General features: G+C 69.4%; 18 protein-coding genes and 1 pseudogene. 17 read left to right on the top strand and 2 right to left on the bottom strand.

Annotated elements, in window-relative coordinates:
• The first annotated feature begins 152 nt into the window (after nt 1-152).
• The gene (locus RIN75_RS15100) at nt 153-1,481 is read left to right on the top strand and encodes a hemolysin family protein (protein ID WP_309112540.1); all 1,329 of its coding nucleotides are present in this window, start codon (nt 153-155) and stop codon (nt 1,479-1,481) included.
• Here RIN75_RS15100 and RIN75_RS15095 read toward each other — a convergent pair.
• Nucleotides 1,431-1,829, bottom strand: coding sequence for a MerR family transcriptional regulator (locus RIN75_RS15095; protein ID WP_309112539.1), 399 nt, complete (start codon nt 1,827-1,829; stop codon nt 1,431-1,433). The two genes, RIN75_RS15100 and RIN75_RS15095, sit on opposite strands and share 51 nt — an antisense overlap.
• 154 nt (nt 1,830-1,983) lie before the next feature.
• Between RIN75_RS15095 and RIN75_RS15090 the strand changes: the two genes are divergently transcribed.
• From RIN75_RS15090 to RIN75_RS15030, 13 genes and pseudogenes are all read left to right on the top strand, one after another.
• The gene (locus RIN75_RS15090) at nt 1,984-3,297 is read left to right on the top strand and encodes a hemolysin family protein (RefSeq protein WP_309112538.1); all 1,314 of its coding nucleotides are present in this window, start codon (nt 1,984-1,986) and stop codon (nt 3,295-3,297) included.
• On the top strand, nt 3,294-4,370 hold the full coding sequence (locus RIN75_RS15085; RefSeq protein ID WP_309112537.1) for a hemolysin family protein: 1,077 nt from the start codon (nt 3,294-3,296) through the stop codon (nt 4,368-4,370). The genes RIN75_RS15090 and RIN75_RS15085 overlap by 4 nt, the downstream gene beginning before the upstream one ends.
• Nucleotides 4,370-5,473 (top strand): sporulation protein, encoded by a 1,104-nt coding sequence (locus RIN75_RS15080; RefSeq protein ID WP_309112536.1) that lies wholly within the window; start codon nt 4,370-4,372, stop codon nt 5,471-5,473. Before RIN75_RS15085 ends, RIN75_RS15080 begins: the two co-directional genes overlap by 1 nt.
• Before the next feature lie 54 nt (nt 5,474-5,527).
• Complete coding sequence (locus RIN75_RS15075) at nt 5,528-5,797, top strand: GlsB/YeaQ/YmgE family stress response membrane protein (RefSeq protein WP_309112535.1); 270 nt, start codon at nt 5,528-5,530, stop codon at nt 5,795-5,797.
• A 287-nt stretch (nt 5,798-6,084) separates the two neighbouring features.
• A pseudogene (locus RIN75_RS15070) lies at nt 6,085-6,322 on the top strand (neutral zinc metallopeptidase); the annotation flags it as partial.
• An 86-nt stretch (nt 6,323-6,408) separates the two neighbouring features.
• Nucleotides 6,409-6,594 (top strand): PspC domain-containing protein, encoded by a 186-nt coding sequence (locus RIN75_RS15065; protein ID WP_309112534.1) that lies wholly within the window; start codon nt 6,409-6,411, stop codon nt 6,592-6,594.
• Between the two features lie 432 nt (nt 6,595-7,026).
• Nucleotides 7,027-8,286 carry a tyrosine-type recombinase/integrase gene (locus RIN75_RS15060; protein ID WP_309112533.1) on the top strand — a complete coding sequence of 420 codons (1,260 nt, stop codon included), beginning with the start codon at nt 7,027-7,029 and terminating at the stop codon, nt 8,284-8,286.
• Entirely contained in the window at nt 8,283-10,250 is a 1,968-nt protein-coding gene (locus tag RIN75_RS15055) for a site-specific integrase (protein WP_309112532.1), read from the top strand. Before RIN75_RS15060 ends, RIN75_RS15055 begins: the two co-directional genes overlap by 4 nt.
• On the top strand, nt 10,247-10,504 hold the full coding sequence (locus tag RIN75_RS15050) for a hypothetical protein (RefSeq protein ID WP_309112531.1): 258 nt from the start codon (nt 10,247-10,249) through the stop codon (nt 10,502-10,504). Before RIN75_RS15055 ends, RIN75_RS15050 begins: the two co-directional genes overlap by 4 nt.
• Nucleotides 10,505-10,559: 55 nt before the next feature.
• Complete coding sequence (locus RIN75_RS15045; protein WP_309112530.1) at nt 10,560-10,769, top strand: hypothetical protein; 210 nt, start codon at nt 10,560-10,562, stop codon at nt 10,767-10,769.
• A gap of 217 nt (nt 10,770-10,986) precedes the next feature.
• Nucleotides 10,987-12,252, top strand: coding sequence for a methyltransferase, FxLD system (gene fxlM / locus RIN75_RS15040; RefSeq protein WP_309112529.1), 1,266 nt, complete (start codon nt 10,987-10,989; stop codon nt 12,250-12,252).
• 9 nt (nt 12,253-12,261) lie between these two features.
• Nucleotides 12,262-12,468, top strand: coding sequence for an FxLD family lanthipeptide (locus tag RIN75_RS15035; RefSeq protein WP_309112528.1), 207 nt, complete (start codon nt 12,262-12,264; stop codon nt 12,466-12,468).
• A gap of 79 nt (nt 12,469-12,547) precedes the next feature.
• Nucleotides 12,548-14,683 carry a lantibiotic dehydratase family protein gene (locus RIN75_RS15030; RefSeq protein WP_309112527.1) on the top strand — a complete coding sequence of 712 codons (2,136 nt, stop codon included), beginning with the start codon at nt 12,548-12,550 and terminating at the stop codon, nt 14,681-14,683.
• An 87-nt stretch (nt 14,684-14,770) separates the two neighbouring features.
• Here the strand turns inward: RIN75_RS15030 and RIN75_RS15025 are convergent, their stop codons facing one another.
• A complete protein-coding gene (locus RIN75_RS15025; protein WP_309112526.1) occupies nt 14,771-15,214 on the bottom strand; it encodes a hypothetical protein in 444 nt (147 codons plus the stop codon).
• A 606-nt stretch (nt 15,215-15,820) separates the two neighbouring features.
• On the opposite strand from RIN75_RS15025, the gene RIN75_RS15020 reads away from it, so the two are divergent.
• From RIN75_RS15020 to RIN75_RS15010, 3 genes are read left to right on the top strand one after another with little or no spacing between them, the layout of a single operon-like run.
• Entirely contained in the window at nt 15,821-16,672 is an 852-nt protein-coding gene (locus RIN75_RS15020) for a sugar transferase (RefSeq protein ID WP_309112525.1), read from the top strand.
• Nucleotides 16,665-18,236: an oligosaccharide flippase family protein gene (locus tag RIN75_RS15015; protein WP_309112524.1), complete on the top strand. Its 1,572-nt coding sequence runs from the start codon at nt 16,665-16,667 to the stop codon at nt 18,234-18,236. Before RIN75_RS15020 ends, RIN75_RS15015 begins: the two co-directional genes overlap by 8 nt.
• Nucleotides 18,233-19,117: a class I SAM-dependent methyltransferase gene (locus RIN75_RS15010; RefSeq protein WP_309112523.1), complete on the top strand. Its 885-nt coding sequence runs from the start codon at nt 18,233-18,235 to the stop codon at nt 19,115-19,117. The genes RIN75_RS15015 and RIN75_RS15010 overlap by 4 nt, the downstream gene beginning before the upstream one ends.
• Nucleotides 19,118-19,238: the final 121 nt, after the last annotated feature.

The raw sequence follows: 19,238 nt of genomic DNA, 5'->3' as shown, positions 1-19,238 counted from the left end.
CGGGGTGCGGGCCTTCGGGCCCGCACCCCGTCGGGCTTTCACAGGCCTGCGGGGCGCCGGGTGGAGGTGACGGACGCGACGTGGGCTCCGCCCGGTGGGCGGGGTGTGCGCGCAGTAGCGTTTCGCCACTCGGTCGGGGATGCGGAGTGGGTGTGGACGGCTACGGTTTCACCATCGCGTTGCTCGCGGTGTTGGTGCTGCTCAATGCGGTGTTCGCGGGCAGCGAAATGGCGTTGATCTCGCTGCGCGAGGGGCAGCTGCGCACGTTGGAGCGTGACGGCCGGGCCGGGGCGCGCACGTTGGTGCGGCTGGCCCGTGACTCGAACCGGTTCCTGGCCACGATCCAGATCGGGATCACGCTGGCGGGGTTTCTGGCCTCGGCGACGGCGGCGGTGTCGCTGGCCGAGCCGCTGGTGCCGCTGCTGGGGTTCCTGGGCGGCGCGGCGGGTCCGGTGGCGATCGCGCTGGTGACGGTGGTGTTGACGTTCCTGACGCTGGTGTTCGGCGAGCTGGCGTCCAAGCGGCTGGCGATGCAGAACGCGCTGCGCTGGGCGCTGCTGGTGGCCCGGCCGCTGGATCTGCTCTCGACGGTCTCGCGTCCGGCGGTGTGGGCGCTGAGTGCCTCGACGAACCTGGTGGTGCGTTTGTTCGGCGGCCGGCCGGAGGCCGAGTCGGAACAGATGTCGCCGGAGGAGCTGCGGGAGCTGGTGGCGGCGCAGCGTGGGCTGAACGCCGAGCAGCGGACGATCATCTCCGGTGCGTTGGAGATCCACGAGCGCCGTCTGCGGGAGGTGCTGGTGCCGCGCCGGTCGGTGGTGACCCTGGCCGCGGAGCTGGACGTGGCCTCGGCGCGGGCGGAACTGGCGGCTTCGGGCCACTCGCGGGCTCCGGTGGCCCGCGGTGGGCATCTGGACGACCTGGTCGGTGTGGTGCATCTGCGGGACCTGTTGGTCGACGACGTGCAGTTGGCGCGGGTGACCCGTGAGGCGCTGGTGTTCCCGGACACGGTGCGGGTGTCGGACGCGCTGCGCCGGTTCAAGGCCGAGCGGGAGCAGATGGCGCTGGTGGTCGACGAGCACGGCGCGGTGGCGGGCATGGTCACCCTGGAGGACCTGCTGGAGGAGATCGTCGGGGAGATCTACGACGAGACCGACCGCGACGTGATGGCGGTGCGCGCCGGCGAGGACGGCTCGCTGGTGCTGCCCGGCACCTTCCCCGTGCACGATCTGGTCGATCTCGGGGTGGAGTTGCCCGACGCGCCCGAGGGCGACTACGCGACCATCGCCGGCCTAGTCCTGGTCGTGCTGGGCAGGATCCCCGACGGGCCGGGTGACCGGGTGACGGTGTCGGGGTGGTCGATCGAGGTGTTGGGGGTGGAGCACCACGCGATCACCGAGGTGCGGCTACAACGCGCGCCGGAGGGGCCGGGGTCAGGGCAGCAGCAGGTCCGGGGGGATCTGCAGGGCGACGGTGATCAGTGAGTGGACCCTGGTGGCGATGGCGGCCAGCAGGCCCTGCAGCTCGGGCGAGGCGGTCTCCGAGGCGGCTTGCAGGGCGCGCAGGTCGGTGTCGATGCGGTCCAGGATCGAGGCGACGTCGACCCGGCCGGTGGTCAGGGCGGCGGCGATCTCCTCCAGGGGAACTCCCTGGACCTCCAGACGTTGGACCAGGTGGATGCGGTCGACGTCGGCGGGGACGTAGAGGCGGTAGTTGCTCGCGGTGCGCTTGGCCGGGGTGAGCAGCCCCAGGCTGGTGTAGTAGTCGACGGTGCGGGGGCTGACCTGGGCTCGGGCGGCGAGTTCGCCGATCTTGAGCAGAACCTCGGACACTGCCACCTCCTCTTCCGGGGCACTCACCGTCAACCGTACAGTGCCGCGTGCTACTGTGAAGCATGCCTGATGGTGCAGACATAGAGCCTTGTAGTAGTCGGCCGGGTGCGACGACCCGGCTGATCATAGTTTCCCCGCGTGTGGCGGGTGCGCCGTGTTGATCTTCACCGGCCTGTTCGCGATCGTGGCCCTCACCGTGGCCACGGGGTATTTCGTGGCCCAGGAGTTCGCCTACATGGCGGTGGACCGGAGCCGGCTTCAACAGATGGCCGAGGGCGGCGACAAGGCCGCCGAGCGGGCCCTGCGGGTGACGCAGAAGTTGTCGTTCATGCTCTCCGGCGCGCAGTTCGGCATCACGGTGACCGCGCTGCTCGCCGGCTATGTGGCCGAGCCGCTGCTGGGCACCGGTCTGGCGGATCTGCTCGGGTTGACCGGTTTGTCCCCGGCGGTGGCGGTGTCGCTGTCGATGGCCGTGGCGCTGGTGTTCGCCACGGTGGTGCAGATGGTGCTGGGCGAGCTGCTGCCCAAGAACTTCGCCATCGCCCGGCCGGAGCCGCTGGCCAAGGCGCTGTCCGCCTCCACCCTGGCCTACCTCAAGGTCGCCGGGCCGGTGATCCGGCTGTTCGACGCGGCGGCCAACCGGTTGCTGCGCGCGGTCGGGATCGAGCCGGTGGAGGAGTTGCCGCAGGGCGCCACGCCGGAGGACCTGCGCCAGATCGTCACCGACGCCGGTGCCGGGGGCCATCTGGACGCCGAGCTGTCCCGGCTGCTGGACCGCGGGCTGGGCTTCCGGGATCTGGTGGCCGAGCAGGCCATGACCCCGCGCGTGATGGTGCACACCGTGCGTGCCGACGAGCCCGTCGTCCGGGTGGTGGAGCTGCTGGACACCGGCCACTCCCGCTTCCCGGTCTTCGGCGAGGACCTGGACGACCTGCGCGGCGTGGTCGGGTTGGCGGAGGTGTTGACCGTGGAGCCGGAGCGGCGCGCGGACGTGCTGATCGGCGAGGTCGCCTCGCCGGCTCTCGTGGTGCCCGCCTCGCTGCCGCTGCCCGCGGTGTTGGAACGGCTGCGGGCCGAGCGGCGGCAGTTGGCGTGCGTGGTGGACGAGTTCGGCGGTTTCGCGGGCGTGGTGTCGCTGGAGGACCTGGCCGAGGAGCTGGTCGGGGAGATCCACGACGAGGACGATCCGGTCGAGGACGTCATCGAACCGCTGGGCGAAGGCACGTGGCGGGTGCCGGGGCGGATGCGGGTGGACGAGATCGCCGACGCCACCGGCGTGGAACTGCCCGAGCACGACACCTACGACACCGTGTCGGGGCTCGTGCTCAGCAGGCTCGGGCGCATCGCGCGGGTGGGCGACGAGATCACCCTGGACGGGGTGTCGCTGCGGGTCACCGGGGTCGCGCGCAACGTGCCCGACAGCGTCCTGCTCGCCACCCGCACCCCGGAACGGGAGGACGCCCGATGAGCACCGCCTGGTCGTTGCTGATCTCCCTGGTGTTGTTGGTGGCCAACGCGTTCTTCGTCGCAGCCGAGTTCGCCCTGATCGCCGCCAAGCGGCACCGCCTGGAACAGGATGCCGAGACCAGTCGTGCCGCCCGCGCGGCCGTGGCCGGAATCCGCGAGCTGTCGCTGATGCTGGCCGGGGCGCAGCTGGGCCTCACGCTGTGCACGCTGGGCCTGGGTGCGTTGGCCAAGCCGGCGGTGGCCGACCTGGTCGATCCGCTGCTGCTCGCGGTCGGCCTGCCCTCAAGGGTGTCCTACGGGATCGCGTTCACCCTCAGCCTGGTGCTGGTGGTGTTCCTGCACATGGTGGTCGGCGAGATGGCCCCGAAGTCCTGGGCGATCTCCCACCCCGAGCGCTCCGCGCTGCTGCTGGCGTTGCCGTTCCGGGCGTTCGCGCACTCCGTGCGGTGGGTCCTCAGCGGCCTCAACCGCACCACCAACGCGTTGCTGCGGTTGATGAAGGTGCAGCCGCAGGACGAGCTGGCGCAGGCCCATCGGCCCGAGGACCTGCGGATGCTGGTGCGGCAGTCCGCCGAGCACGGCCTGATCCCCGAGGGGCAGCAGCGGCTGCTGACCCGGATGCTCCAAGTGCAGAACACCACCCTGGCCCAGGTGATGGTGCCGATCGAGGACGCGTTGAGCGTGTCCGAGCACAGCAGCGCGATCGCGGTCGAACGCCGCAGCCGCGAATCGGGACGTTCCCGGTTCCCGGTGATGGACGTGCACGGCCACTACGTCGGCCTGGTCCACATCCGCGAGGCCGTGCGCGCCGCGGCAGCCGGCCACCGCAGGACCGCCCGCGAGATGATGGGCCCGGTGCTGACACTGCCCGCCGCCATGCCGGTGGCGAGCGCGGTCACCGCGATGCGCGCCGAGCGCGCCCAGTTGGCGTTGGTGTCCGACGCACAGGACCGCGTGATCGGAATCGCCGCCTTGGAAGACCTCCTCGAAGAGCTGATCGGCGACTTCGAGGACGAGACCGACACCCCGCTTCGCACCACCCGCACACCCGCACCCTCCGGAAGGAAGCTCTGATGTTCAAACGGATGCTCAGCGCCTTCGGCGTCGGCGGCCCGTCCGTCGACACCGTCCTGGACACCCCGCACGCCCAGCCCGGCCAGGTGATCACCGGGCAGGTGCGCATCCAGGGCGGCAGCAACGACGCCCACATCGACCAGATCGTGCTCTCGCTGGTCACCCGCGTCGAGGTCGAGCACGGCGACCACGAATACGGCGGCGTGTCGGAGTTCCTGCGCGTCGCCGTCGCCCAGGGCGTCCGCGTGGCGGCCGGCCAGCCGATGTCGGTGCCGTTCCAGCTGCCGATCCCGTGGGAGACGCCGATCACCGCGGTGGGCGGGCAGCAACTGCCCGGCATGACCGTCGGCGTCCGCACCGAACTGGTCATCTCCGGCGCCCCCGACAAGGGCGACCTCGACCCCGTCCTCGTCGGCCCGCTGCCCTCGCAGGACCGCGTGCTCGACGCCTTCGGGCAACTCGGCTTCCAGTTCCGCTCCGCCGACGTCGAGGCCGGCCGCATCCACGGCGTCAACCAGGAACTCGGCTTCTACCAGGAGATCGAGTTCTTCCCGCCCGGCCAGTACGCGGGCCGGATCAACCAGGTCGAGCTGACCTTCGTCACCAACCCCCACGAACTCGTGGTGGTACTGGAAGCCGACAAGCGCGGCGGCCTGTTCTCCTCCGGCTCGGACGCCTTCGGCCGCTTCCACGTGTCACACCAAGACGCGATGAACACCGACTGGGCGGGCGCGATCAACCAGTGGATGGCGCAGGTCGCCGAACGCGGCGGCCACGGAGCCTTCGGCGGCCACGGCGCGGGCCACCCGCAGCACGGCAACCCCGCCTTCGGCGGCCAGCCCGGCTACGGTCAGCCCGGTTACGGTCAGCCCGGTTACGGCCACCAGCCCGCCTATGGTCAGCCCGGTTACGGCCAGCCGGGCTACGGGCACCACGGCGGCCACTACGACGACCACCACGGTCATCACCGGGGTTCGGGCATGGGCGGTGTCGTCGCCGGCGCGGCGGCGGGCGTGGTCGGCGGGATGATCCTCGGCGAGGTCCTCGACGACGCGTTCGGGGACGACGAGGGCGGCGGCGAGGACATGGCCTTCGAGGAGTAACCCGGTCGCCGATCGGGTAAGTGCGGCTCACCCAACCTCGCGCAAGGAGTGGACATGCCCGTCTCCGGAATCATCAGCGCACTGATCGTGGGTCTGATCATCGGCGCGCTGGGCAGGCTCGTCGTGCCCGGCAAGCAGAACATCCCGATCTGGCTGACCATGCTCATCGGCGTGATCGCCGCGATCATCGGCACGTTCATCGCCAACGCCCTCGGCGTCGGCGACACCCGCGGCATCGACTGGATCGAGATCATCATCCAGGTCGCCCTCGCCGCGGGCGGCGTCGCCCTGGCCGCCGGCATGTACGGCCGCAAACGGATCTGACCCACCCCCAGGACCGGCGCGGCAGGCGGCCACTCCCCCCTCAACTGCCTGCCGCGCCGCCCCACAATCAACCCGGCACACGACACGACACCGGGCAGGACACCAGGCGTACCAAGGGCTACGCGTACGACCCGTCGCCTCTCGCCGTCCTGGTGGAGTTCCTCAACCCCCGCGCCCGCACCAACGCGAGAAGCAACCCGTGCACCTGCACCCCGCCAACGTCAAGAACGGCTACACGACCGCGCAGGACTGACCACACGCCGACCGCACCACGCCAAGCGGACACCACCGCCTCCGGCGAAACCCTCATCCCCGGCGTCACCGACCAGGACATCGCCAACGCCTTCGACGCCGCCTCCCGCATCGGCGACGACTACATCCAGCGCGAACTCGGCGGCGGCCCGCATCGACACCACCCGGTTCAGCCACGGCACCTCCACCCAACGCCAGAAGTGGTGCACCACGGGCTACCGGACCGGTGACCCCGCCCGCTGCAACACCTTCGACACCGACAACCTCGGCTGACCCCGATCGCAACCGGCTCGCCCGGCCCCCGATCACGGCGGGGGTGGCACCGCGGACATCCCACGACCCACGACGGAGATGACGACATGACGAGCTCGACGTTGAGCCGGCCACGCGACAACCGCAGGATCGCCGGCATGTGCGCCGGACTGGCCCGGCGATGGGGGATGAAGCCCGGGACGGTGCGGCTGCTGTTCGTGGTGTCCTGCTTGCTGCCCGGCCCCCAGTTCCTGATCTACATCGCCCTCTGGATCATCCTGCCCTTCCGCTGACCACCGCCGGGCACCAACGACCAGGCACGGGCGATCGCCGCGATCGCGCCTGTCCACCTGGTCCGGTCCTGCGAGGCTCGCTCGGACCGCTCGGTCGGGCATCGCAGGCGACGTCAAGTCCTGGTGATCAGCGGGATGCCCAGGGACACCGGACTCTGCCGCGTGTCGCGGTCGGCCATGCGGTCGAGCGCGGTGAGTTTACGGGCGGCTTCGTCGAGGCTGGTCCGGAGCCCTTGGACTTCGCCGAGCCAGCCGTTGAGGCGGGCCTCCTGGATGCGGTCGCGCAGGTTGGCGATGATCTCGACCAGCCGTGGCCGGGCACGGGGGTCCAGGCGCAGGCTCGGACAGCGGATGCACCGTTGACTGAACTAACCCCAGGGTTTAGGCAGGTCGAAGCGGCCTGGGTCGAGCTGTGTCGCTACCTTGCCCGCCGTGATCAACTCGGAGGAGAACACTCGCGGTCTTGCGAGTTTGAGGGTGCCCTGCACAGGTCGTCTGGTGTCGACCGGCGACGACACGGAGCCGTACCGTCTGGTGGACGCCGATGGCGGGGTGGTCGAGCCGGTGGCCGTGTTCCTGCGGGAGCTGTCGGCGGCAGGGCGGTCGGCGGCAACACTGCGCTCGTATGGCATGGACTTGTTGCGGTGGTGGCGATTCCTGCGCGCGGTGAATGTCGTCTGGGATCGGGCGTCCCGGTTGGAGGCTCGCGATTTCAGTTGCTGGATACAGCAGACGGTGAAGCAGCGTCGTCTCGTGAGCGGTCGCAGCGACGCCGGAAGCGGCAACGTGTCCGTTGCAGGAGCGCCGAATCCGGTCACCGGCAAGCCCGTGTTGGGAGATCGGTACGCGCCGGCGACTGTGGCGCACAGCGAGACGGTGCTGCGTGGCTTCTACGACTTCCACCGGGACGCGGGCACCGGCCCGATTTTGAACCCGTTTCCGCTCGACTTGTCCCGCAAGTCGCGGCGCGCGCACGCGCATCACAACCCGATGGACGGGTGGGCGCGCGAGCGGGTGGGACGCTATCGGCCGAAGGTGCCGCAGCGGATTCCCCGTGCGATTCCCGACCAGCTGTTCAACGAACTGTTCGCCGCGCTGCCGTCCAACCGGGACCGGGCGCTGGTGGCGTTCTGGATCTCGACCGGAGTGCGCGCATCCGAGCTGCTGGGGACGCGGCAGTGCGACATCGACCCTGGCCAACAGTTGATCACCGTGGTGCGCAAGGGAAGCCGGGCCGTCCAGCAGGTCGCGGCCTCGGCGGACGCGTTCGTGTGGTTGCGCTTGTATCAGGAGGAGTTGCACGGTCAGATCCCCCGGGGCCGGATCCAACCGGTGTGGTGGACGTTGCGCCGACCGCGGCGGCCGTTGAACTACCACGCCGCCCACCAAATGTTCGAGCGCGCCAACGCCGTACTCGGGTCGGACTGGACCTTGCACGACTTGCGGCACAGCGCGGCGGCGAGAATGGCCCGCGACCCGCAACTGACGCTCAGCGACGTGCAGCTCGTCATGGGCCACGCGCACCTGTCCACCACCGAGATCTACCTCACGCCCAACAGGGGCGAGGTGATCGCCGGTGTCCTGGCCCATCACGCCCGCGCCGCCGAACAGCGCGAGAAGCCGGTGCCCCCACCGCCGGCGCCAGGCTACGACCCGCAGGCGTTGAGCGTGCTGTTCGGGAGGACGCTGTGACCTCCCTCGTTAAGCACAGCACCCGCAAACCGCTGCCCGCAGTCACCTTGGTCGCCGCCGAGCAGCGATTGCGGAACCGTCAGCTGCGCACCGAGTTTCCGCCACGATCGGCCGAGAAACGGTGGCCACACACTGCGGCGACGGCCGAGCAGGTGCAGCAGCGGTTGACCGCTGCGCCCTTCGCTGCTGCAGCGAATGGCACCCAGGCTGCGCGACGGCGCGGAGCGACCAAATTGCTGCGCTGGCTGTCAACCTTCCCGGGCGACACCTGGCAGGACCGCTGGCTGGCCAGCGGCGCCGATGAGCACCCCGGAGCGGGATGGATCGAGCTGCCGATGAAGTGGCTGGCAGCGCACGGCGGAGCGGTGTCCTACGACTCCACGGACCTGCCGTCCGGCCTGCTGATGCTGATCTGCGGCGACGTCATTCGCCCCGGCCTGCCATGGATGCTCACCCGCACCCATCGATATCTGGCTTCGGTAATGGCGCAGGTCAGGGATCCGGCCGGGTTCGCAAGGCTGGCAGAGCTGGCCGCCGCCGAACCGGCCAGCTCCCAGGGCGACGCGAAAATCGCGACGACCCGGATCGCCACGATCCTGGCCTGCAAGGGCGGCACCATCACCGACATCACCGTCGGCGACTGCGTCGAACTGGTCGAGACGATGCGACGCGTCCATACCCGCGGCGGACAGAAGAAAGTCGACTTCTACCTACGGCTGCGCGCCCTGGGTGTCCTCCCTGGGGGCGCGCCGCACAGCATCCGCGCGTTCGGCCTGGCCGGCGGGAAGTTGACGATCGAGCAGTTGGTCGACCGGTATCGCATACAGTGCCGGCCAATCCGGGACCTGCTTGTCGACTACCTGCGGGAGCGCCAACCATCACTGGACTTGGTCAGCCTGGACGCCATCTCGCGGACACTGGCCGGGCTGTTCTGGGCCCGCGTCGAGGCCCTCGCGCCCGGCATCGACTCCCTGCGGCTCCCACCCGCGGTCGTCCGCGCCTGGAAGGACGAGCTGAGCACGGTCAAACGCGCCACGACCAACGCGGCCGGCGACCGGATCGAGGTGTCGACCCCTCGTCTGAACGCCAAGGACGAGCTGATGCGCGTCCGGGCGCTCTATCTCGACATCGCGCACTGGGCCGTCGAGGACCCAGCCCGCTGGGGGCCGTGGGTCGCGCCCTGCCCGATCAGCGACGACGAGGTCCAGAAAGCCAAGGAGCGCAAGCACCGCAAGGCCCGCATGGATCAACGCACCCGTGAGCGGCTGCCCGTCCTGCCCGTGCTGGTGCGCACCGCCAACGACCGGCGCCTCGCCGCCGCGCGCCTCCTGGCCGCAGCACAAGCCACCGAACGGGGCGAGGTCATTGACAGCACCGACGGGACACTGCGACGGGCCGTCGCCCCCAAGGCCATCGGTCGCCTTGTCTGGGCCGAGGACGTCATCACCGGCAGGCGACGTAATCTGTCCTATGAGGACGAGGAGGCATTCTGGGCGTTCGCCACCATCGAAGTTCTGAGGCTGACCGGCATTCGCTGCGAGGAACTGCTCGAACTCAGCCACCACAGCATCACCGAATACCAATTGCCCAGCACCGGTGAACTGGTGCCGCTGCTGCAGATCGCCCCGTCCAAGACTGACACCGAACGGCTGCTGCTGGTCAGCCCCGAACTGGCTGACGTCCTCAGCGCCATCGTCCAGCGGTTGCGCACCCCCGAACGGCCTGTCCCGCTGGTGGTCTCCCACGACATCCGGGAGAAGATCTGGCACCCACCGATGCCGCTGCTGTTCCAGCGAGGCATCGGTAACGAGCGCCGCGCGTTCACCCCCTCAGCCATCCGCAAGCTGCTCATCACCGCGCTCGCGGCGACAGGGCTTACCGACGCCACCGGCAACCCACTGATGTTCCAAGCCCACGACTTCCGAAGGATCTTCGTCACAGACGCCATCATGAACACATCATGAACGGGTTGCCGCCGCATATCGCTCAGGTCATCTGCGGGCACAAGACGATCGACACCACCATGGGCTACAAAGCCGTCTATCCCGCCGAGACGATCGAAGCGCATCGAGCGTTCATCGCCCGCCGCCGGGCTACCAGGCCGAGCGAGGAATACCGGACCCCGACCGACGAGGAATGGGAATCCTTCCTCGCTCACTTCGAGAAAAGGAAAGTGTCAGTAGGGACCTGCGCGCTTCGGATCACCCTGCGTCCATGAACACGCTTGTGTGAGGTGCTCGCTCCTGCGGCCGGACCCCGCGCAACGTGCCAGGTTGGAAGAGATCCGCGACAATCTGGAGGCCCGCATCATCGAGGCCAAACGGGAAGGCTGGCACGGTGAAGTCGAAGGACTCCAAGTCAGCTACAGCGGTGTCAAAGACAAACTGGCCCAAGTCGATGCCACCCTCCAACGGGCATCCACCGCCACCGACCTAGGCATGCCGCCCTTCGGATCGATCTCCGGAAGGGCCTCTGCCCCATGAAAATCAAGTTCAGAAAAGTTGGGTCCGATGTCTACTCGCCTCCGCTCACGGACCCGTTCAGCAGCACCACCCGACAACCACATGACAACGCACCCTTGACCACGCCTCCCTGCCGCAGCAGCGCCTGGAACGCCCGCCGCCTCCGACACTTCGGTCCGCTGGCTCGGCGAGGTCAGCAGCAACACCACCATGAAGCATGACCGTTTAAGGAGACTCCGTGACTGGAACGACGCCGGGTGAGCGGGCTACCCAGCTGCGCAACCAGACCGTCGATGTGCTCAAGGAGGCGGGCACGATCCTCTCCGCCCGTGTCGAGGCCGTGATGCGAGCGGTTCCGCGTGAGATCTTCGCCCCGGAGGCCGATCTCGACGCGGTCTACGAGCCGTGGAACGGGCTGGTGACGAAGAGGGACGACAACGGGCGGGCGTTGAGTTCGCTGTCCGCGCCGGACGCGCAGGCGCACATGCTGGAGCAGGCGCGGATCGAGCCGGGGATGAAGGTGCTGGAGATCGGCTCCGGCGGGATGAACGCCGCCTACCTCTCCGAGATGGTCGGGCCGACCGGTCGGGTGACGACCGTCGACATCGACAAGTTCGTGACCGACCGGACCTCCCGGTTCCTCGACCAGGCCGGGTACTCGCGGGTCACCGTGGTGCTGGCCGACGCCGAGTACGGCGTGCCGGACCACGCGCCCTACGACCGGATCCTGGTCACCGTGGGGTCGTGGGACGTGCCGCCGGCCTGGATCGACCAGCTCGTGGACGGCGGTCTGCTCGTGGTTCCGCTGAAGGTCATGGGGCTGATGCGCACCGTGGCCCTGGTGCGCGAGGGTGATCGGCTGGTCAGCGAGTCGGCCCGGCTGTTCGGGTTCGTGCCGATGCAGGGCGCCGGCGCCCACGACAGCACCGAGCTGGTGCTGCGCGACGGCGCGGTCAGGCTGGTCTTCGACGAACAGCCCCCGGCCGACCTGTCACGGCTGGACGGTGTCCTGGAGTACGAGCCGCTGGTGGTGGACAGCGGTGCCGGGCTTCGCCTTGGGGAGCCGTGGGCGACCATGCAGATGTGGCTGGCCACCACGGTTCCCGGCTTCTGTCGCATCATGGTCGACCGCGACGCGAACGAGGCATCCCCCCGGCCGCTGGGCGGTATCCACACCGGGATGGCGGCCGTCGACGGTGCCAACCTGGCGTACGTGGCCTCCCGCCGGCTCGGCGGGGACGACCTCACGCTGGAGGTCCACGCCTACGGCCCGAACCCCACTGCTCTGGCCGAGGTCGTCGCCGAGCAGCTCCGGATCTGGGACCGTGACCACCGCGGCGGCCCGGGGCCGCAGTACCTCGTCTACCCGACGGCGACCCCGGACGAGCAGCTGCCCGCGGCGGACTTCGTCGTCGGCAAGCGCCACAGCCGGGTCCTGATCTCGTGGCCACGACCCGGGAACACGGCCGGCCACGACGTCCTGCATCACCCCAATCACCAGTAGAGGAGAACCGTGACCGTAGTAGCGATCGAGCCGTCCGGCGGTGCGACAGCGCTGCTGGAGGTGCCGGGCGAGGACGAGTTCGAGCTGGACATCCGCCCGGTGCTCTCGCACCAGGCGGTGCCGCACAGCGGCAACTGCCCCACCGACGACGGGTGCGGCATCACCTGCGCCAACGGCGCGAGCGCGTGCACCTCGCAGAACAACAACCAGTTCTGATCTGCACCCCTCCCGGCCGTCGCGGTGTGCCGCGACGGCCGGGAGGCAGTGCGGTCGACATCGGATCAAGGGGACGATCGTGGGGTTGGCAGCAGGGTGGCAGTGGGGCGGCGTAGGCCTGCTGCGGGTCAGTACCGACCCCTGCGGCCTCGACGTGCCGGATGACCTCGACCTGTCCGACGCTGTGTCAGCGTCGGCGTGGATGACGCGGGTGTGGGACCGCGGCGACATCCGCAGGGCCCTCTCCGCTGTCAGCCCGGCGCTGTGCCGCCAAATCGACGCCATCCTCGCCGCCCCTCACCCCGACGCCTCGCGAGTCCGCCGCGCTGCCACCGCGCTGGCGGCCTACTTGCTGCGCTGGCAGCGACGCCCGACGCCACTGGGGCCGCTCGCTGGCATCGGGACCGTCAGTATAGGCAGCCAGGACAAGGTTCGGACCGGGACCGGGCACCGCCTGTCGGTCCGCGCGGACAGCGGCTGGATCGCTGACGTGACCGCAGGGCTGCACCGCTGCCGGGAGCTGCTGGAAGGGCTGCCGGTGGTCACGAACAACGCGACCTCCATGCGCGGCGGGCGACTGGTCGTGCCCGGTCTGCCGCCCAATGACACCCCGAGCGCCGAAGCGCTCACCGAGGTCTCGGTGCGCGCCACGCGTCCCGCGATCGCGGCGCTGAGGGCCGCCACCGCGCCGATCGTCTTCGGTGACCTCCGGCGGCAGTTGGCGGACATGTTCCCGACGGCCACCTTCGCGCAGATCGGCACCGTCCTGCACGGCCTGGTCGATCAGCAGTTCCTGATTACCGCGCTGCACATCCCGATGACGGAACCCGACGCGCTCGACGCGGTGTGCGGCGTGCTGCACGCCGCCGACGCCGAGGACATCCCGGAGATCGCGGAGCTGGTCGTCGAGCTGTACGGGATCCGCGACGCATTGACCGGCGGTCTGGTCGCGGCCGTGCCCCCTGGGGTGGCCGACCGGATGACGGCGATCACCCCGGCGCAGCGTACGCCGCTGCTGGTCGACACGGTCGCCGATTGCGAGGCGGTGTTACCCGAGGCGGTGGCGCGCGAGGCCCGGGACGCGGTGGACGTGTTGTACCGATTATCGCCTCACCTGGGTGGGTTCCCGGCCTGGCGTGAGTACCAGACCGCGTTCCGAGCCAGGTACGGCACCGGCGCGCTGGTCCCGGTCCTGGACCTGGTCGCCGACAGCGGGCTGGGGCTACCGGCCGGCTACATCGGTTCCGGACGCGAACGCGGGCCCCGGCAGCTGTCCGAGCGCGACGACAAGCTGCTGGCCCTGGTCCAGCAGGCGACCATGACCGGCGGCGAGATCGTCCTCACCACCGACCTCGTCGAACACCTGGCCAGCGCACCCCTCGACCCCCAGCGGTTGCCGGCACGCACCGAGGTGGCCTTCACCATCCGCGCCGGCAGTCCGGAGGACGTGTCGGCCGGAAGGTTCGTGCTGGAGCTGACCGGCACCCCCCGTCCGGCCAGCAGCATGGCCGGACGGACGGCTCACCTTCTTCCCGAGGCCGACGTCGCCGAGATCCGCCGAACCTTCGAGGCCCCCGGATCGGACACCGTCACAGCGCAGCTGTCCTTCGCCCCCCGCTGGCGGCGCAGCGAGAACGTCGCCCGCACGAGCATGCTCGCCCCGGCCGTGATCCCGATCGCCGAGCACCGTACGCCCGGTCCGGACGTGATCGACCTGGCTGATCTCGCGGTGACCGCCGACGGCCCGGACCTGCACCTGATCCAGATTTCCACCGGCAGGCGGGTCATCCCGTACGTCGCCAGCGCGCTGGAGGCCGCCAACCACACCGCGCCGCCGGCCCGGTTCCTGTCCGAAGTCGCCAACGCGTGCTTCCCGACCTACGGCACCTTCGCGTTCGGCGCGGCCAGCACGCTGCCCTACCTGCCGCGCGTCCGCTACCGCCGCACCATCCTGTCTCCGGCTCGCTGGCAGATCACAGCAGAGCAGCTGCCCACCCGCGATTTCGACTGGGGCCGGTGGGACTCCGAGCTGTCGACATGGCTGGCGCGCTGGAGGGTTCCTGACCACGTCGCCGTCGTCGACCACGACCGCGTTCAGCCGATCGATCTCCGGCACCGTGCGCACCGGATGCTGTTGCGCGCACGTCTGGCCCGCGGTGGCCGCCTGGAGCTGCGCGCGAAGCGGGCCTGTCGGCCAAGCGGTCGTCGATCATGACGTTGAGTGTGGTCAGAAGGGTATTCAGGTCGGTCGTCACAAACTGATCTTGAACACCCTTCATCCGTCTCCGACTACCGCCTCGACTTACGCATTACCGGGTCGTGAGTTGTTGATTCGATGGCGGTATCGGGCGAGGTTGTCGAAGATGTCGTCGGCGGTCTTGGTCCAGACGAACGGCTTGGGATGGTCGTTCCAGGCGTCGATCCACTGCTCGGCATCGGCTTCGAGTCCGGCGACGCCGCGGTGGGCGCTGCGGCGGAGCGACCGCCTCGAGGAGGACGGTGACGGCGGCCCGGTGCCTGGCCGGCGCACTACCGGCCAGGCATGGATTGCGAAGCCGAGTCGCCGGTGAATGATCTCGGCGTAGGCCAATGGGCAGGCGGGCAGCGGGGTAAGCAGCGGCCCCCCGGTCTCCGGCCGCTGACGCTGTGGCACATCGCACTCGGGGCGAGTGCCGTTCGGGTGTTGATGCGCAGGCCAAATGCCACTTGAACGGGATGCGATGTCGATCTCCGGACCCTGAGTCATCCCTCATTTTGGGATCGCTGGAAGCGGTAATTACCGCCGAGTTCAATGGAACGAGCGCGTCGCACTGGTCACAGTGGTGGCGTGACAGCCATTCCTCTCATCCCGGCGGCGGCTGCGTCGGCCCCTGCGCCCGACGCGCCGCCGTCGTCGTTCCCGCTCACCACCGCCCAGGTGGGCGGCACCGCAGGCCGCCCGGACGACCTCCGGTGCCGCTCCCTCCTCCTTCCACGCGACGACCGTCCGACGCGGTCAGGGCAGGTGTGGCGTGGGCTTTCGCCGGTGGTCGCATCGACGAGATGAAGGGATGCCTATTGCCTGGGTCGACGTCCCTCAACCCGATTTCCGGGTGATCACGAGCAGGGTCGAGAAGACCAGGCTTCGTCACGGTCCGCAATATCACCGGCGAGACCGGGCCTTTTCCGACCGCTGAGCGTGACAGCCTGTGGATCGTGACCGAAGTGGTGGACGTCCTTCGGAGGCACACAGATGACGACGGAAATACCTGCGGCGATCGTCGACGACGACGTTCGGCGCACTCAGGCCGTCCAGGCGTCGGCTTCCGAGCGTCGGCGGGCGGTGGTCATCGAGGACGTCCGGCGAGGACCCGTGAGCGATCGCTTGGCTGAGGAGCTGCATGTCCTCGCGCGGCTGCCGCTGCAACGGGACCTGTCCCAGCTCCGCGCGGTGATCGCAGTCGGTCGGCCCGCGGTGGTGCTCGTGAAGGCCCCGCTGGAGAATCTGGACTTCCGCCTCGTACGGCTGTGCGCGGCGCATCGCGTGGATGTCCTGGTGTTGGCGCACCCCGGCTACGGGTTGCTCGGTTCCGCGCGTCCGCGTCGACTGGGAGGATTGCCTTGGCTGCGCTTGCGGTGGCCGCACCAGCGTACGGGGATGCGGGCCAAGCGCGCCGTCGACGTCCTACTGGTCCTGCTCAGCGCGCCCGTACTGATGCCGCTGGTGCTCGTGCTGTGCGCGGCTGTGTGCTGGGATGGTCCGCCGCTGTACTTCCAGACCCGTGTGGGCCGAGGTGGGCGCCTGTTCCGCTTGGTCAAGATCCGTACCATGCGCGTGGGCGTGGAGCGGGCCACCGGCCCGACGCTGACACGCCCTGATGCCCCCGGGATCACGTCGATCGGTCGGGTGCTGCGGCGGTACCACCTCGACGAACTCCCGCAGTTGTGGAATGTCCTGCGTGGCGAGATGAGCTTGGTCGGGCCACGGCCCGAACGCCCGGAGTTCGTGTCCGGATTTCGCCGACGCCTGCCGCTGTACGACCTCCGTCATCTGCTGTGCCCCGGCATCACCGGCATCGCGCAGCTCACCAACGGCTACACGGCCGCAGTGGACGACAAGCTGCGGTGCGACCTGCTCTACGTCAGCAGCCGGTCGTTGCGCATGGACCTCACCTTGCTCGCCCTCACCGTCGGTGATCTGATGCGGGGGTTCCCTCGTGACTAGGCCGGTGGCGCAACCGTTGGGGCGAGTGGTTCGAAACAGCGGGTTCCTGTTCGCGGGAACCGCGGTCACGGCCGTGACGAGCCTGGTGTCGGTGCCGGTCGTCTACGACCGACTCGGCGAGCAGGCATACGGCGTGTGGGCGGTGCTGACCGGCCTGGTCGCTGTGGTGGCACTGGCGGACATGGGGCTGGGCGCCGTGCAGGTCCGCGAGGTCGCCTTGACAGCCGGCGGCGGTGACCACCGGCGTGCCCGCGCCGTGCTCGCCCTCGGGTGGCTCGGTGGCGCCGGCGTCGGTGCGCTGGCGCTGGCGGCGACCGCCGTCTGCTGGTCCGGGGTGGCGTGGGTGTTCGAACTGGGCAGGCTGGCCGATGAGGCATTCGGTGCGGTGTCGCTGATGTTGCTCGGTCTTCTGGTCGACAGCACGTCGATGCCGTGGCGGGCCGTGCTGGAAGGCCGGCAACACTACGGGCCGGTGGGCGTGATCATAGGGGTGACCGCGGTGTTGGGCACGGGTTTGACCGTGCTGGCCGCGTTGCGGGGTGGCGGGTTGGTATGGCTCGGCGCGTCGGTTGCCGCAACCAGCGTGGTGCGGTCGGCGCTGTTGGTCGGTGCTGCCCGCCGGTGTGTCCCCGAGCTGTCGCCCCGGCTCGGTGAGGTCCGGTGGTCTGATCTCACCGCGGTGGCGAGTTTCGGCATTCGAGTCCAGGCGTCGAACGCGGGCGCTGTGGTCAACAACCAAGCGGACCGACTTGTGCTCGGTGGTTTCTTCGACCTGCGCACGGTCGCCGAATTCGATATCGGGAGCCGGTTGGTGAACACACTGCGGATGCTGCCGTCGTTCGTGTTGACCGCCTTCTTCCCCGCTGCGGCGACCATGGCCGGTGCGGAGGAGACACACCGATTGGACCGGCTATACGTGGCGATGACCCGGTATCTGGCCGCGTTCGCCGCTATCGGTGCGGCAGCGCTGGTGGTCGCGGCCGATCCGCTGGTACGGCTGTGGCTTGGCCGGCCGGCACCGATCGCTGCGGCGACGATCATGGTGCTGGCCCCGGGATACGCGGTCACCATGGCGGCCGGCGCCGCGGCGATGCTGACGAGAGCGGAGGGCTGCCCGGGCCGTGAGACGCGGTCCACCGTGCTCGCCGCGGTGCTCAACGTGGCACTCACGATTCCGCTGATGCTCCTGATGGGGCCGATGGGCGTGCCACTGGCGACAACGCTGGCGCTGTCGTTGGTCACCGCATATTTCGTCCTCCACTTCCACCGCAGTTCCAGGCGGCCGATCGCGCCGGTCGTGCGGGTGTTCTGGCCGCCGGTCGTCGCTGCCGTCGTGGCCGGCGGCGTCACCTGGCTGCTGCGGTCCGATCTGCCCGATGGACCGGGCCGAGCCGCAGCGGGCGCGGCGGTGGCGTGCCGGTGTGGTCTGACGTTGTCGGTCGCCGCTGTCGTCTTGGCGGCACTGGGTTTCTTCCGCTTCCCCGGTCGAACCCGGCTGCCCACGACCGCATCCGGGCCAACGCCTCGTGCCGCACTACACGCGATCAGGAGGATGCGTCGGTGAGTGCCGCGTTCGAGGAACCCGTGCGCTGCCTGCTCTGTCGGCAGCGGGTCGGTGCGGAGCCGGTGTTCGGCGGACGGCTTCGGCGCTGCGTGGCCTGCGGCTTCACGTGGACGGTCCAAGCTCCCGTTCCCGGTCCGACCGCCGCCGACCTCTACGACGAAACGTATTTCCGCGAGGGCGGTTATCGCAACTACTTCGAGGAACACGCTCAGCGACGTCATGAGGCGAGGTTGCGGTTGCGGTGGTTGTGGTCGGTGGTGAGGCCGCGGTCTGTTGTGGAGGCCGGTTCGGCGGGTGGGTTCTTCCTGGAGCAGGCGCAGCGGGCGGGTATCCGGGTGGAGGGTGTCGAGCCTTCGGGGGTTTGTGTGGGTTTTGCCCGGGATCGTCTTGGTGTGTCGGTGCGGCAGGGGACTTTCGAGACGTATTCTGCGGGTTTCGCGGTGGACGCGGTATGTGCTTTTCATGTTCTGGAGCACGTGGAGGATCCGCACGGGTTTCTCGCCGCTGCGCGGCGGGCTCTGGTGCCTGGGGGGTGGTTGGCGTTGGAGGTGCCGAACATCGCCTCGGTCGGTGCTCGTCGGCATGGTGTGTCGTGGCACGGGTTGCAGCCCGACTTCCACCGCTGGCACTTCTCGCCGGAGTCGTTGCGACGACTGGTGCACGACCACGGCTTCCACATCCGGCACTGCGACACCGTCTCGGTCAGCTACTACCTGAGGCCGCGGTACTGGCTGAGTCCGCGGGGAAGCCTGATGCTGCTGAAGGAATGGGCCGCTGACGGCAATCCGCTGATGGCCGATCCCGAGCGTTTCGACCTCCTCAGGCTCCTCGCCCGGCTGCCGCGGTACCGGCGAAGGCGTGAATCGAGCCGCCATGACTAGTGTCCTGCGCCGGGAATTCGATCAAGATATGAGGCGAGGCGGTCGAGGATCTCGTCCGCGTCCTTGGTCCAGACGAAGGGCTTGGGGTCCTCGTTCCAGGCCTTGATCCAGTCGCGGATGT

Source organism: Saccharothrix sp., assembly GCF_031180885.1.
In the GTDB taxonomy this organism is placed as follows: Bacteria; Actinomycetota; Actinomycetes; order Mycobacteriales; family Pseudonocardiaceae; genus Actinosynnema.
The sequence above is the reverse complement of the archived record's forward strand: the minus strand, read 5'-3'. Positions and strand labels throughout refer to the sequence as shown.

Coding starts and splice junctions, on each gene's coding strand:
- RIN75_RS15075 (WP_309112535.1), top strand. CDS start 5,528: ATGCCCGTCTCCGGAATCATCAGCGCACTGATCGTGGGTCTGATCATC.
- RIN75_RS15065 (WP_309112534.1), top strand. CDS start 6,409: ATGACGAGCTCGACGTTGAGCCGGCCACGCGACAACCGCAGGATCGCC.
- RIN75_RS15025 (WP_309112526.1), bottom strand. CDS start 15,214: ATGACTCAGGGTCCGGAGATCGACATCGCATCCCGTTCAAGTGGCATT.
- RIN75_RS15080 (WP_309112536.1), top strand. CDS start 4,370: ATGTTCAAACGGATGCTCAGCGCCTTCGGCGTCGGCGGCCCGTCCGTC.
- RIN75_RS15085 (WP_309112537.1), top strand. CDS start 3,294: ATGAGCACCGCCTGGTCGTTGCTGATCTCCCTGGTGTTGTTGGTGGCC.
- RIN75_RS15050 (WP_309112531.1), top strand. CDS start 10,247: ATGAACGGGTTGCCGCCGCATATCGCTCAGGTCATCTGCGGGCACAAG.